Genomic DNA, 16357 nt, shown 5'->3' on the forward strand with positions numbered 1-16357 from the left:
GCGTCAGGCCCGCGCGTCCGGCTCACCGTCGGCACCGGCAGTACCGGCGCCGACCGCAACGATCTCGAGCACGCCGTCATCGAAGGCGTCGTACGCCGGTGATCCCTCACCGCTCGGGGCGACGACGTCGGAGTGCGCCCCGCATCCGTATTCGGCCGAGACCACCTGGCCGTCGGCGGAATACTCGTTGGCGCACGCGCCGAAAGCCACCCGCAACGCACCCGACAGCGGGATGTAGAAACCGCAGGTGCAACACGGAAAAGGGGACGCCACCGCCATCTCTGCGCCGGGGCCGTGCTCGCCGTCGTACCAGCGCTGGGCGGCCACGTCGCGGCCCTCCCGGCTGAGCAGCCGCTTACGTCCGAGTCCGAGTACGCCGGCCACCTCGGCCAGGTCCTCGGGGTCCGGGGCCGATGCCTCGACGTCGTCGGCCGGATAGTCGTCGGCCACCTCCGGCACAGCGGTCGCGGAGAGCAGGGCACTCGTGGTGTCGACATGGTTGGGCACGAGCCGCGGATCGTCGGCGTCGGCGGCGAACATGTCGCCTGCCGTCAGATCGCCGGGCGCGACGCGTTCGCTCCACGGCACCCATTCGGGCGCGAGCAGCGCACCTTCGCCCGGCAGGAGGACCACCTCGCTGACGGTGACCGCGTCGGTTCCGGGCGCCCCGGCAACCACCACGCACCACTGCCAGCCGCGATATCCGGTGAGATCGGCGTCGAAGTAGTGCGCTGCAGCCCACTCACCTTCGGCGATCGCCTGACGGTGGGCACCCGGCTCATGCCCGTCCTCGACGAGCGCGGCACGGGCGACCTCGACGGCGTCGAGCAACCGCGGGCCGTCCATTACTCCAGTCACGCCCTCCAGTGTGCCTCACCCGGGGACCGCGGGTCACAGCGGCTGCGCGCGACACTTCCGAACGACACATACGGCGGGCCGGTCCGCCGATGAGGAACAATTGACACGTGATCGGACGGAAGTCGAAGGACAGCGCCGCAGCGCCCGAGGGCACCACGGGCCCTGCGGCCGCCGCGCGTACCCGACGCGACCCTGTCGACCACCCCGGGGCCGCGAATTATCCGGCCGACGGCGCCCGCCGCCGAGCCACCCCGACGCGAATCCCGTCGCACGGCAATCCGCCGGGCGGCAATCGCGGCGAGGCGTATCTGCCGCCGCGGACCCATAATCCGCACCTGCCGCCCCTCGACGACGCGCCGACCGATCCCCACCACGCGTCGGGTGCGGGCGGTCATCGGACGCAGGCCCTGCCGACCGATCCGACGCCGGAGACCCCGAAGAAGATCACGGTCGCGCGGGTGGCCGCGATGCGCAGCAGGCAGCTGACCGCGAAGGGGCTCGGCAAGATCCATCAGGCGGCCACCGCCGACGGCGCCGATCAGTCCGGGCTGACCGCGCTGACCCTGCCGGTGATCGTGAACTTCGCCGTCGACGCGGCGATGGCGGTCGCGTTGGCCAACACCCTGTTCTTCTCGGCGGCCACCGGACAGTCCAAGGTGTCGGTGGCGCTGTATCTGGCGCTCACCATCGCACCGTTCGCGCTGATCGCGCCGTTGATCGGGCCGTTGCTCGACCGACTGCAGCAGGGGCGTCGGATCGCGATGGCCACCACCTTCGGTGCCCGGGTGGTGCTGGCCCTGCTGATCATGACCAATGTCAGCTGGGACCCGGTTGCCGATCAGCTCAATTACGACCCGTGGGTCCTCTATCCCTGCGCGCTGGGTCTGCTCGTGCTGTCCAAATCGTTCGGGGTGCTCAAGTCGGCGGTCACCCCACGGGTGGTGCCCCCGACGATCGACCTGCCACGGGTGAACTCCCGGCTGACGATGTTCGGGCTGGTCGGCGGCACCATCGTCGGCGGCGCGGTGGCCGCACTGTTCGAGGTGTTGTTGGCCAAGGCGCTGCCGTGGCACCTGCCCGGCGCCATGCTCTGGCTGGCGGTCATCGCCGCATTCGGCGCGTACCTGTGCATGCGTATCCCGTCGTGGGTCGAGGTCACCGAGGGTGAGATCCCGGCGACGTTGACCTATCACGCCCCGCACGACGCAACCGCGGCGCCGGGACGGGCGGGCGTGCGCGGCGGGGCCAAGGCGTTGGCCGCGAAGATGCGCCAGCCCCTCGGACGCAAGGTGGTTGCCGCGCTGTGGGGTAACGGCACCATCCGCATCCTCACCGGCTTCCTGACGCTCTACATCGCCTTCTACGCCAAGTCCCAGCAGGGCGTGCACTCCGATTGGAAACAGCTCGCGACGATCGGCGCGGTCGGTGCGGCGGCGGGGGTGGGCAACGCCATCGGCAACGGGGTCGGCACGCGTCTGCAGTTGCGCGACCCGTCGAAGATCGTGCTGTATTCGACGGCCGCATGCTTTGTGATGGCCGTACTCGCGGCGGTGTTCGGCAACATCGTGCTGGCGACGGCGACCGCGCTGGTCGCCTCCGGCACCAGCGCGATCGGCAAGGTGTGCCTCGATTCGTCGATCCAGGACGATCTGCCCGAGCAGTCGCGGGCGTCGGCGTTCGGCCGGTCGGAGACGGTGCTGCAGCTGTGCTGGGTCCTCGGCGCCGCTCTGGGTGTGCTGTTGCCGACGACGCTGTGGGTGGGGTTCACCGTCGTCTCGGTGCTCCTCGGGCTGGGACTCGCGCAGACGGTGATGACCGACCGCGGGCGCTCCCTGGTCCCCGGCCTCGGCGGTGAGCGTCCCGAGCATGCCGAGCCGACCATGTCGTTCGCCGATCTCGGTACACCGGCCTACAGCCATCCGACGCAGCGACATGCGGCGGTCCGTCCGGATCGCCCGGACGGTCATCCGGGAGGCCGACCGGCCGATCCGGGGTCGGCGCCGGCCCGCCCGCACCGGCCGGCGGGCCCGGCGCGGGGTCCGTCGTCCCGCGACGCTTCCGGACCGGGTGCTCAGCCCACCAAGCGGATGGGATATCACTAGAGCGTGGTCAACCCCGGTGAGAAGAAGGCGATCGCGATCATCGTCACAGTGGCCGTCGCGTTCGTGGTCGTCGTCGCGGCAGGTGTCGGCATCCTGGTGGCCGGCAACACCGGCGAGGACAAGGACGACGCATACATCCAGCTCGCCGTCGGCGGCGACCTCCACACGGTGCAACCGGCCCGTTGGTGTGATGTGTTCGTGCGCGAGTGCACCCCGCCGCGGGATCAGCAGCAACGCACGACCCCGCGGGTACCGATCCCCCTGAACTCGACGGCGCTGCTGTCGGTGTCGGAGACGGTCGCCAAGGCGCCGTGGAATCTCACGACCCTCTACTGGACCCCGCAGGGCCTGGTGGAGGAGGAATCACCGCAGGCGTCGAACACCACCTACACGGTTGCCCTGCGGTCGCGCCCGGACCGGGTGCTGCTCGGCGTGACGATCACCGCGGCATCGGCGGTGGCGACCAACCCGGACGGGTCGACCGACATCGCGCGCGGGATCATCGCCGCCGACACGGCTCCGCCCAGGTGAGGGTGAGCCGGGGAGACATGCCCTAGCTGTCGAGCTCGCGGGCGACGGCGCGCACGACCTCGGAAATGCGTTGTGCGGTCTTGCGATCCGGGTAGCGGCCCTTGCGCAGATCCGGCTGCACCTTGCCCTCGAGAAGGGTGATGAGGTCGGCGACCATACCGTGCAGTTCGTCGGGGCTGTGCCGCTTGACCTCTTTGCGCGCGGCTTCGCGGGTGTTCTTGGTGACGCTGGGCGCGGGTTCGAGCACGGTGACAGTCAACGCCTGCGGGCCCCGACGGCCGGCGGCCATGCCGAATTCCACCCGCTGGCCGGGCTTGAGCGCCTCGACGCCGTCGGGCAGCGCCGACGAACGCACGTACACGTCCTCGCCGCCCTCTTGTGCGAGAAAACCGAAGCCCTTCTCGGCGTCGTACCACTTCACCTTGCCGCTCGGCACTGTGCTCACCTTCACTCGAACGTCGTTGTTGCATGTGGTCGATCCACCACATGAAAGGGCGCCCTGACCCACGACAATGAGCAAGGCGCCTGGTGATGCCAGTCTAACCAATGGGCAAAACGGTTTCTCGAGGCAGCGCGACGGCCGCGCTGACCGGGCACGACACCGTCGAGGTCGCCCGGGGTGCACTACCGTGGAAACCATGGAGAGGAAGCACGGCGCTGGCGCCGGGAGCGAAGCGAGCGTGCCGGGTATTCGTGGCGCCGGGAGCGAAGCGCGCGGGCCGGGTACACACGGTGCCCGTCGCTCGCTGACGCCGGGAGTAGGCGGGTCGTCGCCTTCGCGGCTACTGCAGGTGGCGGGTGTGGTCTTTGTGATCGGGGTGCTCGCGATCATCGCGCTGTTCGTCACCCCGGTGGCCGATCACGGCGAGACCGCCCCGACCGCGGTGTATCTGTTGACGATGTGCGCCCCGCTGGGTTTCTTGCTGGGCGTGGTCTACGCGTTGCGGTCGGGCCGCGGGGCCCGGTGATCGTGTGTCGGCTTCCGTCGATCGACCCTCGGTGATCGCCACCCACGCCGCTCTCGCGCCGGCATCGGACGAGGGTGCGCTGAAACGGGCGTACAGCTGTTTTCCGTCCGGGGTGGTCGCGGTCTGCTGCCATCGTGGCGCGCCCGAGTCCTCGGAGTCCCACGAGTCCTCCGAGCCCACGGACTCGGCCGGCCCGGAACTGGTCGGGATGGCCGCGAGCGCGTTCACGTCGGTGTCGCTGGATCCGCCGCTGGTGAGCGTGTGCGTGCAGAACACCTCGACGACGTGGCCGCGGCTGCGTGATGCCGGGACCGTCGGTGTCAGCGTGTTCGCCCACGACCAGGCGCAGTTGTGCCGCCAGCTCGCCGGTCCGGCACCGCGACGGTTCGACGGTATCGAGCCGCTCGGCTCCGACGACGGAGCCCTGTTCATCCCGGGCGCGGCCGCTCACCTGTCGTGCACGATCGAAAGTGAGATCCCCGCCGGCGATCACCTGCTGGTGCTGCTGCGCATCCGGCGCCTCGACGCCGACCCGGAGGTCGAGCCACTCGTGTTCCACGCCAGCACTTTTCGTGCTCTGCAGGCACGGATACCCGACGACGACCCCACGCGGCGATGACCGTCGTCGACCTGGGCCTGCCGCTCCCGTCGGTGCTGACACGCTCCGCCGACGAGTCGCGGTCCGGGGCGTCGACCGCACCCACGTCCGGGCCGCTGCGTGACACGTTCGGACGGGTGGCCACCGACCTGCGGGTGTCGGTGACCGACCGCTGCAATCTGCGCTGCGACTACTGCATGCCCGCCGAGGGCCTCGACTGGTTGCCGACCGAGTCGGTGATGACCACCGCCGAGTTCATCCGGGTGCTGCGGATCGCGGTGGCCGACCTCGGCATCCGCACCGTCCGGTTCACCGGCGGCGAGCCGCTGCTGCGCCGTGATCTCGAGGACATCATCGCTGCCGTCACCTCGCTGCCGCAGCGCCCGGAGATCGCGATGACGACCAACGGCCTCGGGTTGACGCGCCGTGCCGCCGGTCTCGTCGAGGCCGGGTTGACGCGCATCAATGTCTCGCTGGACACCGTCGATCCCGCCCGGTTCGCCGAGATCACCCGACGTAACCGGCTGCCCGACGTCCTCGCCGGCCTCGACGCCGCCCGTCGCGCGGGGTTGTATCCGATCAAGGTCAACGCGGTCGTCCCGGATCGTCGGGACCTGGCCGGACTGGTCGACCTCGCCCGGTTCTGCCTCGACGCCGGATATCAGCTGCGGATCATCGAGCAGATGCCGCTCGATGCCGGACATCGGTGGGATCGGTCGCGGATGGTCACCGCGACGGAGATCCTCGACGTGATGTCGGCCCATCTCCGATTGCGCCCCGACATCGTGCCGCGTGGCGGTGCGCCTGCGGAGACCTTCCTCGTCGATGGCCACACCGACGCCCGCGGAGCACCTGCGCGCATCGGCGTCATCGCGTCGGTGACGCGTCCGTTCTGCGGTGACTGCGACCGGACCCGGCTGACCGCGGACGGGGCGCTGCGCAACTGCTTGTTCGCCGATACCGAGACCTCGCTGATGCCCGTGCTGCGGGGCGGTGGTGACGACGAGCTCGACGTCGATCGCCGGATCGCGCAAATGTGGCGGGAGAACGCCTGGGCCAAACGGGCCGGGCACGCGGTCAACACCGCCGGATTCCGCCAGCCGGACCGTCCGATGTCGGCGATCGGGGGCTGAGCGGATGCGTGTGACGGTCCGTTATTTCGCTGCCGCGTCCGCCGCCGCGAAGACCGAATCCGACGTGCTGGACATTGCAGAGAACATCACCCTCGGTGAGCTCGAACACATTCTGGCAGCCGACAATCCGGAGTTGGCGCGGGTGTTGGAGCGGTGCTCGTATCTGCGCGACGAGATCGCGCTGTGCGACCGCACGCGTCGCCTCGGTCCGACGCACACGATCGACGTTCTCCCCCCGTTTGCCGGGGGTTGACACACCCGGCTCGCTTGTGACGTTGATCACATAACGAGTCAATAACGAGATGGACACAAACCGGGCGTCATGCCCGTGAACTGCACGGACACCGAAACAGGGCCCAAAGGCCCACCGGCACGCGGAAAATGGGTTGTCAGGACGGGGTGATTCCCGCTCTCAGACGTCGTACTGTACGAAGCGTCCTTCACAGAAGGTCACAGCACAGCAAACAACACACCAAGATTTCCACCGGTCGCGCCGAGCCTCGTTCCTCCGGTGGAATGACGAGCACACATCTTGGAACGAGGACGGGGGACCCACCCTCTTCCGCAAGGAAGAACGGACGTCGACAGACGCCCTTGGGGTTAAGTCCGGTCGCCGCACGGCGATCGTGACCGAGCACCTCTCGCTCGAACCCGACAGCTGACCTCGCAGGCGCGTGGAGAGAGGTAATTCGACTTATGTCCGGACGTCACCGCAAGCCGTCGACCACCACCGCAACCAAGACCTTCGCGAAGATCGCGCTGACCGGAGCCGTTCTCGGCGGCGGCGCGGCCCTGCTGGGCACCGGCTCGGCACATGCCGCCTCCGATTCCGAGTGGGATCAGGTCGCCCAGTGCGAGTCCGGTGGCAACTGGGCCATCAACACCGGCAACGGCTACCAGGGTGGACTCCAGTTCAGCCCGAGCACGTGGGCGGCCAACGGTGGCACCCAGTTCGCACCGAGCGCCGACCAGGCCTCCAAGGAGCAGCAGATCACCGTCGCCGAGCGAGTCCTGGCCACCCAGGGCAAGGGCGCATGGCCGGTCTGCGGCACCGGGTTGTCGGGCGCCACCCCGCGCACCGCCCCCGCCGACACCCCGCGTCTGGATGCGCCCCAGGCGCCCGCCAAGGGTCTCGCGAACACCCCGAACGCCACCAGCACCGACCAGGCGATCGATCAGGTCAGCCAGGCCGGCGTCAGCCCGGAGGTGCAGAACCTGCTCAAGGCCGCCAAGGACAGCGGCTACCAGCTCACCCCGGATCAGCTGCGCCTGTTCAACGAGAACAAGGGACTCGTCCCGCTCCCCTGAACCCGATCGGTTCAGCCCTGACGAAGGGCCCCGCACGTTGCTCGACGCCGTGCGGGGCCCTTTTCCAATTGTCGGGGGCTGTGTCGGTGGTGGCCGGTATCAGATGGTGACCGTGATCAGGCCGACCCGACCCACTCGTCGGTTCCGTCGCCGAAGAACTGGTGTTTCCACACCGGTATGCGCGCCTTGACCTCATCGACGAGTCGCGCGCACAACGCGAACGCCTCGGCGCGGTGATCGGCGGCCACGGCGACGACGAAGGCGACGTCGCCGACCGACAGATCACCCACCCGATGGGAGACCGCGACCGCCCGGACGCCGTCGGTGGCCGCACAGATCTCGGAAACGACCTCGGTGAGCACGCGCGGGGCGTCCGGATGCGCCGAATACGACAGGCTCGTCACCGTGCGGCCGCCGTCGTGGTCGCGGACCGCGCCGACGAACCCCACGACCGCGCCGGCGTGTCCGTCGGCAGCCACGACGACGCGGGCCTCGTGGTCGGCGAGTGCGATCGGATCGACGCTCACCGTCGTGTACACCTCCACCGGAGTGGCAGCGCTCATCCGCGACAGCCCGGCATCAGCGACAGCCCAGCATCAGTGGTCGCCGCCGCGAATCTGGTCGAGAGCGTGGTCGACGACGGTGGCGAGGACCGAAAGGCCGTCGCGCACACCGCCGGTCGAGCCGGGCAGATTGACCACCAGCGTGGTGCCGGCGACCCCGGCGGTGCCGCGGGAGAGCACCGCGGTCGGTACCTGCGGCAGCCCGGCGGTGCGGATGGCGTCGGCGAGACCGGGGATCTCGATGTCGAGCAGCGGCCGGGTTTGTTCGGGAGTCCGGTCGGTCGGGGCGAGCCCGGTTCCACCGGTGGTGAGGACGAGGTCGACGTCGGCGTAGATCGCGGCCCGGATCGCGTCACCCACCGGCGGGCCGTCGGCGACGACGTCGAGCTCGTCGACAGAAAACCCGTGGTCGGCGAGCCACTCGGCGATGATCGGGCCCGTGCGATCGGGATAGGCACCACGGGAGGCCCGGGTGGAGGCGACGACGATCCGCGCGACGCGCTGCGTGCTCATGGTTGCGTCCCGGGGTCGGTGTGAGTCCCGCCGTCGTCTTCTCGGTGCCAGTCCCCGGACCGTCCGCCGGACTTCTCGAGCAGCCGGATTCCGTCCATGCGGGCGTGGCGGTCGACGGCCTTGACCATGTCGTGCAGCGTGAGTCCGGCCACCGCCACCGCGGTCAGCGCCTCCATCTCCACGCCGGTCCGGCCCGCGGTGGTGACCGAGGCCGTCACGTCGATGTGGTCGGCGCCGATCGTGAAGTCGACGTCGACCGACGACAGCGCCAGCTGATGACAGAGCGGGATGAGTGAATCGGTGCGTTTGGCCGCCATGATCCCGGCGATCCGCGCGGTGGCGAGAACGTCACCCTTCGGCAGCGACGACGAGGTCAGCAGGTCGATGACGGTGGTGCTGGTACGAAAGGTGCCGCCGGCAACGGCGCGGCGGTGGGTGACCGACTTGTCCCCCACATCGACCATGCGGGCCGTACCCGAGTCGTCGACGTGGGACAACCGGGCAGCGGACTGCGGATCGGTCACCGCAAGCACTCGGTCACCGCGCTCAGCGGTTGATGACCGTCTTGGGGTTGATGTAGTTGACCTCGTCGGCCGGAAGTGGGAACTCCACCTCGCCGAACGGGGACAACGCGCCGGGCAGAGCGGCCGCGAACTCCGAGACCGCGTGCTCGGGACCGTCGCCGTCGGAGGCCTTCGGCCAGCCGTTGTCCACGTAGTGCTTCTTCGAATTGCTCTCAGCCACGCGCATATTGTGCCACGGCGACCTCCGCGGCACGCGGCACGCTCACCGTTTGGTCACCGACGTCCACGTCATCACCCCCGACACCCGCGTCGTCATCAGCCCCGACGCCACGTCGTGGGCCCATCGTTCGAATGATAAGAAGGCCGATCTCAGAGCACGTTGGGTAAGGTCACAGGCCAGCGGTCCACCCCCGATCAAAGGAAGAATCGTGCCTCTGAGTCCAGGTTCGCAGGTCGCCGGATACAAGGTGGTGTCCCTGCTGGGTTCGGGCGGGATGGGTGAGGTGTACCTCGTCGAGAACCCGCAGTTGCTGCGACGGGAAGCCCTGAAGGTCATCTCGCTGGCCGGTGCGCACGACCCCGACTTCCAGCGGCGCTTCACCAACGAGGCGCGCACCACCGCGGCGCTCGATCACCCCAGCATCATCTCGATCCACCAGTACGGCATCAACACCGACGGCACCCCGTGGTTCACCATGAACTACCTCGAGGGCGCCGACCTCACCCATGGTGCGATCTCCCCGTCGGACGTGATCGAGGTGACCACCCGTGTCGCCGACGCCCTCGATTACGCCCACCGGCGCAACATCATCCACCGCGACGTCAAACCGGCCAACATCTTCGTCAGCCGCGACGAACACGGTCAGATCGCCCGGGTCACCGTCCTGGACTTCGGCATCGCCAAACTCGTCAACTCGACGTCGCTGACCGCGACGAGCGCCTTCATCGGCACGCTGGCCTACTGTGCGCCCGAGGTGATCGAAGGCCACGACGCATCGGCCTCCTCCGACCAGTATTCGTTGGCGTGCACCGTCTTCCAGCTCCTGACCGGGCAGGCCCCGTTCACCACCACCACGCCCTCGGCGCTGGTCATGGCGCATCTGACCAAACAGATCCCGCCGATCAGCTCGCTACGCCCCGACCTCGGCGCCCTCGATCCGGTGATCGCGAAGGCATTGTCGAAGAATCCCGCCGAGCGCTACCCCGACTGCCGGTCGTTCTCGACTGCGCTGCGTCAAGCATTCGACGGGCGGGGTCAAGCATTCGAGGGTCGGGGTAACCCCACACCGGCACCGCACCAGTCGAACCCGGCGGCAGGACCTTTCGTCGGGGCAAACCGGCCGTACTCCCAGCCCACCGTGCCACCGTCGCAGCCGACACCGCCGCCGTCCTATTCGACACCGCCGCCGTCGCATCCGAGCCCCTCGCATCCGAACCCGGCGGCAAATCAGAACCCGTCCTACCCCGGCCAGACTCCGTCCCCGATGCCCGGCGGCTACGCGCCGGGCGGTCCGACTGTCGCCAACAATCCACCGTCGCAACCGAATTCGCCGTATCAATCGGCACCGTTCGGCGCGCCCGCACCGACCGGCGGCATGCCCCCGACGTTCCCGCCGGGAACGCCACCGCATCTCATCGGCGCCGGCTATCCGCTCTCCGGACCACCGGCCCCCAAGAAGAAGCGCACCGGCCTGATCGTCTCACTGGCGGCGGCCGCCGTCGTGGTGCTGCTCGTCGTCGGACTCGGCATCGCCTTCGCCGCAGGCGCTTTCCGCGGCGACGATGATCAACCAACGGCCGGTGGACATCCCACGGTGCTCGCCGTCTTCGGCAACTCCAGCTGCGGCATCTCGGCCAAGCAGTTGTATTGCTGGGGAGCCAATTACGACAATCAGCTCGCCAACGGCGGTACCACCGCGTCACCCACCCCGGTCAAGATCAATCTCCCCGACGTGACCGCGGTCTCGTTGGGCGGCTACACCGACACCGACAAGGATTTCAAGACCTCCGCCTGCGCGATCTCGGGCGGCCAGGCCTTCTGCTGGGGCGACAACAACTTCGGCCAGCTCGGCACCGGCACCACCTCCGACGCCCAGACCCCGACGCCGGTGACCGGACTGTCCGGCACGGTGACGGCGATCGCCACCGGTTACGGCAGCACCTGCGCGGTCGCCGGGGGCAAGTTGTACTGCTGGGGCGACAACGACGACGGCCAGGTCGGCGTGGAATCGGTCACCGACAAGACCTCCACCCCCACCGAGGTGACCGGGCTGAACGGCACCGTCACCGGCGTCGCGACCGCGCAGGGCACCACCTGCGCCACCGCCGATGCGGTCTACTGCTGGGGCAACAACGACAGCGGCCAGCTCGGCACCGGGGCCACCACGCGGGCCAACACCCCGCAGAAGGTCGCCGTCACCGGCGCCGACTCCATCTCGGTCGGCACCTACGGCGTGACCGATGACCCGAACCAATACATCACCGTGTGCGCGTCGGCGTCGGGCAAGGCCTACTGCTGGGGCGACAACCGGTACGGCCAGATCGGCGACGGCACCAAGAACGCCCAGCACACCCCGACGCCGGTCGTCGGACTGACCGGGGTCACCCAGATCAACACCGGTTGGGGTTCGACCTGCGCGGTGTCGCAGGGCAAGTTGTTCTGCTGGGGAGACAACGAGGGACAGCAACTCGGCATCGGCTCCGGATCGGCGACCACCTCGCCGACCCAGATCACCGCCCTGTCGGGAACCGTCTCCGCCGTCGAGACCGTGCTGGGCACGACCTGCGCGGTCGTCAACGAGACCTCGATCTACTGCTGGGGCCGCAACTCCGCGGGCCAGGTCGGCAACGGCGACAGCGGCGACGACAAGGAAGTGTCGACCCCGGCACTGCTGAACCTGCCCGCGTGACAAGGGGTCGCCCGGCGCGCTCGGTAGAATCGGCCGAATGAGTTCCGATGATCGGGCCGACGGGCTTGCCGGCGACCTGATCTCGCGCACCGACGATCAATTGGCGGATCTGTTCACGCTGCGTCCCGATCTCGCCTCGCCGCCCCCGCAGGGCAGCCGGGTCCTCGCGCAACGCGCGCTCTCCGCGGCGTCGGTCGCACTCGCGGGCGAGCGCCTCGACCTGCTCGACGTCGCCGTGCTCGAGGTGATCATCTCCTCGGGCCCACCGGATTCGGCAACGGTGTCGGCGGCGTCGGTGCTCGACGCGCTGTCCGATCGCGCCGAGCACGACGACATCCTCGAGCGCATCGACCACCTGCGACGACTGGCCCTGATCTGGGGCCCCGACGACGCCCTGCACGTCGCCGCCAATGCCACCTCGGCGCTGCCGTGGCGCGGGCTGCACCTGACAGGCCCCCTCGCACACATGACACCCGAGGACCTGCGGTCGCGTCTCGACACCCTCGACGAGCGGCAACGCGAATTGCTGGCGGCGCTCTCCCGGGGGCCGGCGCTGGGCCGCAGTCGCGATGCCGCACCCGACGCTGACCCGCAGTCGCCGGTCGCACGCCTGATCGCCGACGGTCTGCTCGCGCGGATCGATCACCAGACCGTCGAGCTCCCCGCACAATCCGGGCAGTTGCTGCGGAGTGAACCGGCCCTGCGCACCGACACCCTCGCGCGACCGCTACCCGACGATTCGTCGGCGCCGCGCCGGTTCTCGGCCCGCGACATCGACGCCGCAGGTGGTGGCGAGGCGCTGGAACTGATCCGGCACGCCACCACGGTGCTCCGCGCGCTGGGGTCGGCACCGGCGGCCATCCTGCGGTCGGGGGCCCTCGGCGTGCGCGAGTTGCGCCGTCTGAGCAAGACCACCGGTCTCGATCAGCCCCGGCTCGCACTGATCGTCGAGCTCCTCGGTCACGCACGATTGATCGACTCCGGTTTTCCCGACCCGCCACCGGCCGGCGACACCGGCGAACACGCCTTCGCCCCGACCACGACGTCGGACACCTGGCTGCACCAGCCGCCGGAACGCCAGTGGCACACCCTTCTCGAGGCCTGGCTGACGATGCCGCGCAACGCCTGGCAGGTCGGCGAGCCGGACCGCGACGGCACCACGATCCCCGCGCTGTCGGCCGAGATCTACGACTCCCACGCACCCACCGTGCGTCGCACCGTCCTCACCGCGCTGCGGCAGACGGCGCCGGCGACACCGGTGTCGGTCGCCGGGCTCGTGGCCACCCTCGGCTGGGATCACCCGCACCAGATGCGTCGTCTCACCTCGCGGGTGGTCGGCGCGACGCTCGACGAGGCGCGCGCGGTCGGCGTCGTCGGGCATCACGCGTTGACCACGGTCGGGCGGGCGGTACTCGACGCCGATCCCGCCGACGACGATTCGGCGGTACTCGCCGCCATGCGCAAGGCCTTGCCGGCCCCGGTCGATCACTTCCTCACCCAGGCCGATCTGACGATCACCGTGCCCGGACCGATGACCGCCGAACTCGCCGAACAGGTGGAGATGGTTGCCGACCTCGAATCCGGCGGCGCCGCATCGGTGTACAGGATCAGCGAGGACAGTGTGCGCCGCGCGCTCGATGCCGGCCGATCCAGCATCGAACTGATCACCATGTTCACGACGCATTCACGCACTCCGGTGCCGCAGTCGCTGACCTATCTGATCGAGGACGTGGCGCGCCGGCACGGGGCGCTCCGGGTCGGGATCGCCTCGTCGTTCATCCGGTGCGAGGACGCGGCGACCCTCGCGGCGGTGTTGCGCAGTGATGCCACCGAACGTCTGGCACTCCGGGCGCTGGCACCCACGGTCGCAGTGTCGCCCAGCGAGATCCGTGATGTGCTCGACGTTCTGCGCGCCGCCGGATTCGCCCCGGCCGGTGAGGATTCGGCGGGTGAGCTCGTCGACATGCGTGACCGTGGAAGCCGGGTCGCCACCAATCGCGCACGGCGGCATCCGGCCGCGGCACCACGTCGCGCGGCGCTCGGCCCCGATCAGATCGCCGCCGTCGTCGGCCGGGTGCGCTCGGGTGATCGTGCCGCGGTCGCCACCCCCGCAGCCGGGCCTGCCTCGGCGTCGGTGCGGGCCACCGGGGGTGGCGAGCCGACGACCGCGCTGATCCAATTGGCGTTGCGCGCCAACCGGAAACTACGCGTCGGCTACGTCGACGCCCATGGCAGCGCGTCGAGGCATGTGGTGTCCCCGCAGACCCTCGGCGCCGGTCAGCTCATCGGGATCGAGGACGGCACCGACGACGAGCAGCGGTTCTCGCTGCATCGCATCACCAGCGTCGAGCTGCTCGACGGCTGACCTGCGCCGAACGATCAGCGCCCGGGTCAGCCCGCGGCCACCGCGACCGGCTCGGCCTCATGTGCGTCGCCGATCGGCCGCCGGACGTTGATCAGGACCCCGGCCACCAGCGCCACGCCCGCGAGAATGGCTGCGGCAACATAGAATCCGATGCTCTGACCGTGGACCATGGCCTGCGCCTGCAACACCTTCGCGTCGGCCGGTCCGTGCACCGAGGCCATGTGGCCGGTGATGTACGAGGCCGTCGCGGTGGCGGCGATCGTGTTCAGCAGGGCCGTACCGATGGCTCCGCCGACCTGCTGTGAGGTGTTGACCATCGCAGACGCCACACCGGCATCGCGTGGCTCGACGCCGTAGGTGGCGAGATTCATCGAGGTCATGAACACCGTGCCCATCCCGCAGCCGAGCAGGAACAGAGCCGGGAAGATCACGCTCCAATATCGGGTGGAGTCGGCCGAGATCTGGCTCAGCAGAAGCATTCCGCAGGCCGCGATGAGCGCACCCGGCACCAGCAGGAACCGTGGCGGCACCCGGGTGATGAGGCGCGCCGCGATCTGGGTGGAGCCGATCAGCATGCCACCGACCATGGGCAAGAAGGCAACTCCGGCGCTCAGCGGCGAATAGTGGTGCACCACTTGCATGTAGAGCGTAAGGAACAGGAAGGAGCCGAACATCGCGATCACCGACATGGCGACACTCAGATACGCTCCGCCGCGGGCGCGGTCGGCGACAACCCGCAAGGGCAGCAACGGATGTCGGTAGCGCGCCTGCCATCCGACGAATGCGGCGAGCAGTACCACCGCGGCGATCAGGCAGATGACGGTTCCGGTGTCACTCCAGCCTTCCTCGGCCGCGCGACTGAAACCGTAGACCACCAGGGCCAGTCCCCCGCCGCCCAGGACGACGCCGAGGACGTCGAGGTGGGTGGCGTTGTCGTGGGCCCGGGGCGGCTCCTTGATCTCGACGATCGCACCGAACAGGGCGACGGCGGCGAAGACCACGTTGATGTACATCGTCCAGCGCCAGTCGAGGGTCTGGGTGAGCAGACCACCGAGCAGCAGGCCGACCGCGGCGCCGCCACCGGCGATCGCACCGAAGACACCGAAGGCGCGGGCGCGTTCCCTGGGCGCGGTGAACATCACGGTCAGCAGCGACAATGCGGCCGGGGCGAGAAGCGCGCCGAACGCACCCTGCAGCGCCCGCGCGCCGAACAGCATCCCCTGGTTGACCGCCGCCCCGCCCAATGCGGAGGCGAAGGCGAAACCGACGAGACCGACCATCAGCGCACGTCGACGACCCCATAGGTCGGCGATGCGTCCGCCGAACAGGAGCAGACCACCGAAGGCCAGCGCGTAGGCGGTGATGACCCACTGCTGGTTGGCGTCGCTGATACCGAGGTCGACCTTGGCGTCGGGTAGGGCGATCTGGACGACGGTGCCGTCGAGGACCACCATCAGCTGGGCCAGACAGATGAAGACGAGGGCCTTCCACCGCCGGGGATCGAGTTCGGTGGAAGGGGAGACAGGTGAGGACATTCGAGGGACTCGCTCTTGTCGACGTGCGGTGGACGCGTCGGTGCGATGCACCGACCTGGTGTGGTGATCCACGGACCAATATCCGGAGGACCGTACTCCGGATAGCGTACGCCGTCCGGCACGACAGCGAAACTCCCTTTGCCTCGGGATGTTTCGAGGCTCGTCCGATTCGGTCATATCGGCCATGTCTCCACGGCCGCATCCACACAAACGCCGCGTCCGGACCTCTCGGTGCACGCCGACAGCGCTCGCCACAGCGCCCACAGCGCCCACTATTTCGCCCACAGCGCTCGACTCAGTCCCGACAGCGCTCGTCACAGCGCCCACAGCGCTCCACTCAGTCCCGACAGCGCTCGACGAGGCGCCGTCGGCGTGGTGCAGGGCGCCGTCGGCGTGCTGGAGAGCGCTGTCGGGATTCGACGCGACGTGCAGTCACCTGGACAATGGATC

16 protein-coding genes and 1 riboswitch are annotated in these 16357 nt (G+C 69.2%); of the genes, 9 read left to right on the plus strand and 7 right to left on the minus strand.

Annotated elements, in window-relative coordinates:
• Window positions 1-3: 3 nt before the first annotated feature.
• Window positions 4-846, minus strand: coding sequence for a DUF3027 domain-containing protein (locus J6U32_RS23955; protein ID WP_208796305.1), 843 nt, complete (start codon window positions 844-846; stop codon window positions 4-6).
• A 119-nt stretch (window positions 847-965) separates the two neighbouring features.
• On the opposite strand from J6U32_RS23955, the gene J6U32_RS23960 reads away from it, so the two are divergent.
• Together J6U32_RS23960 and J6U32_RS23965 are read left to right on the plus strand one after the other, a co-directional pair.
• Window positions 966-2960 carry an MFS transporter gene (locus J6U32_RS23960; protein WP_208792456.1) on the plus strand — a complete coding sequence of 665 codons (1995 nt, stop codon included), beginning with the start codon at window positions 966-968 and terminating at the stop codon, window positions 2958-2960.
• Window positions 2961-2963: 3 nt separating this feature from the next.
• Complete coding sequence (locus J6U32_RS23965; RefSeq protein ID WP_208792457.1) at window positions 2964-3491, plus strand: DUF2771 family protein; 528 nt, start codon at window positions 2964-2966, stop codon at window positions 3489-3491.
• Window positions 3492-3513: 22 nt separating this feature from the next.
• On the opposite strand, the gene J6U32_RS27685 is transcribed toward J6U32_RS23965, so the two are convergent.
• Complete coding sequence (locus tag J6U32_RS27685; protein ID WP_006367768.1) at window positions 3514-3927, minus strand: cold-shock protein; 414 nt, start codon at window positions 3925-3927, stop codon at window positions 3514-3516.
• Between the two features lie 310 nt (window positions 3928-4237).
• Between J6U32_RS27685 and J6U32_RS23975 the strand changes: the two genes are divergently transcribed.
• The 5 genes from J6U32_RS23975 (at window position 4238) to J6U32_RS23995 (ending at window position 7498) form a co-directional block, all read left to right on the plus strand.
• Window positions 4238-4459: a hypothetical protein gene (locus tag J6U32_RS23975; protein WP_208796306.1), complete on the plus strand. Its 222-nt coding sequence runs from the start codon at window positions 4238-4240 to the stop codon at window positions 4457-4459.
• Window positions 4460-4490: 31 nt separating this feature from the next.
• Entirely contained in the window at window positions 4491-5078 is a 588-nt protein-coding gene (locus J6U32_RS23980) for a flavin reductase family protein (RefSeq protein ID WP_208796307.1), read from the plus strand.
• Window positions 5075-6190 carry a GTP 3',8-cyclase MoaA gene (moaA, locus tag J6U32_RS23985; protein ID WP_208792458.1) on the plus strand — a complete coding sequence of 372 codons (1116 nt, stop codon included), beginning with the start codon at window positions 5075-5077 and terminating at the stop codon, window positions 6188-6190. The genes J6U32_RS23980 and moaA overlap by 4 nt, the downstream gene beginning before the upstream one ends.
• Window positions 6191-6194: 4 nt before the next feature.
• On the plus strand, window positions 6195-6443 hold the full coding sequence (locus J6U32_RS23990) for a MoaD/ThiS family protein (protein ID WP_208792459.1): 249 nt from the start codon (window positions 6195-6197) through the stop codon (window positions 6441-6443).
• 261 nt (window positions 6444-6704) lie between these two features.
• A riboswitch (cyclic di-AMP (ydaO/yuaA leader) is annotated at window positions 6705-6879 on the plus strand.
• 7 nt (window positions 6880-6886) lie between these two features.
• Window positions 6887-7498, plus strand: coding sequence for a transglycosylase family protein (locus J6U32_RS23995; protein WP_006367763.1), 612 nt, complete (start codon window positions 6887-6889; stop codon window positions 7496-7498).
• Window positions 7499-7614: 116 nt separating this feature from the next.
• On the opposite strand, the gene J6U32_RS24000 is transcribed toward J6U32_RS23995, so the two are convergent.
• Genes J6U32_RS24000 through J6U32_RS24015 form a run of 4 tightly spaced genes read right to left on the minus strand, consistent with a single transcriptional unit; the run spans window position 7615 to window position 9324 of the window.
• Window positions 7615-8061 (minus strand): molybdenum cofactor biosynthesis protein MoaE, encoded by a 447-nt coding sequence (locus J6U32_RS24000; protein WP_208792460.1) that lies wholly within the window; start codon window positions 8059-8061, stop codon window positions 7615-7617.
• 33 nt (window positions 8062-8094) lie between these two features.
• Window positions 8095-8574 carry a MogA/MoaB family molybdenum cofactor biosynthesis protein gene (locus tag J6U32_RS24005; protein WP_208792461.1) on the minus strand — a complete coding sequence of 160 codons (480 nt, stop codon included), beginning with the start codon at window positions 8572-8574 and terminating at the stop codon, window positions 8095-8097.
• The gene (moaC, locus tag J6U32_RS24010; RefSeq protein ID WP_208792462.1) at window positions 8571-9107 is read right to left on the minus strand and encodes a cyclic pyranopterin monophosphate synthase MoaC; all 537 of its coding nucleotides are present in this window, start codon (window positions 9105-9107) and stop codon (window positions 8571-8573) included. The genes J6U32_RS24005 and moaC overlap by 4 nt, the downstream gene beginning before the upstream one ends.
• Before the next feature lie 13 nt (window positions 9108-9120).
• Window positions 9121-9324: a hypothetical protein gene (locus J6U32_RS24015; RefSeq protein ID WP_014361282.1), complete on the minus strand. Its 204-nt coding sequence runs from the start codon at window positions 9322-9324 to the stop codon at window positions 9121-9123.
• Between the two features lie 202 nt (window positions 9325-9526).
• On the opposite strand from J6U32_RS24015, the gene J6U32_RS24020 reads away from it, so the two are divergent.
• Together J6U32_RS24020 and J6U32_RS24025 are read left to right on the plus strand one after the other, a co-directional pair.
• The gene (locus J6U32_RS24020; RefSeq protein ID WP_208792463.1) at window positions 9527-12007 is read left to right on the plus strand and encodes a protein kinase domain-containing protein; all 2481 of its coding nucleotides are present in this window, start codon (window positions 9527-9529) and stop codon (window positions 12005-12007) included.
• A 37-nt stretch (window positions 12008-12044) separates the two neighbouring features.
• A complete protein-coding gene (locus tag J6U32_RS24025) occupies window positions 12045-14372 on the plus strand; it encodes a helicase-associated domain-containing protein (RefSeq protein ID WP_208792464.1) in 2328 nt (775 codons plus the stop codon).
• 26 nt (window positions 14373-14398) lie between these two features.
• Here J6U32_RS24025 and J6U32_RS24030 read toward each other — a convergent pair whose 3' ends face one another.
• Window positions 14399-15907, minus strand: coding sequence for an MFS transporter (locus tag J6U32_RS24030; protein ID WP_208792465.1), 1509 nt, complete (start codon window positions 15905-15907; stop codon window positions 14399-14401).
• Window positions 15908-16357: the final 450 nt, after the last annotated feature.

This window comes from Gordonia polyisoprenivorans (assembly GCF_017654315.1).
Taxonomy (GTDB): domain Bacteria; phylum Actinomycetota; class Actinomycetes; order Mycobacteriales; family Mycobacteriaceae; genus Gordonia; species Gordonia polyisoprenivorans_A.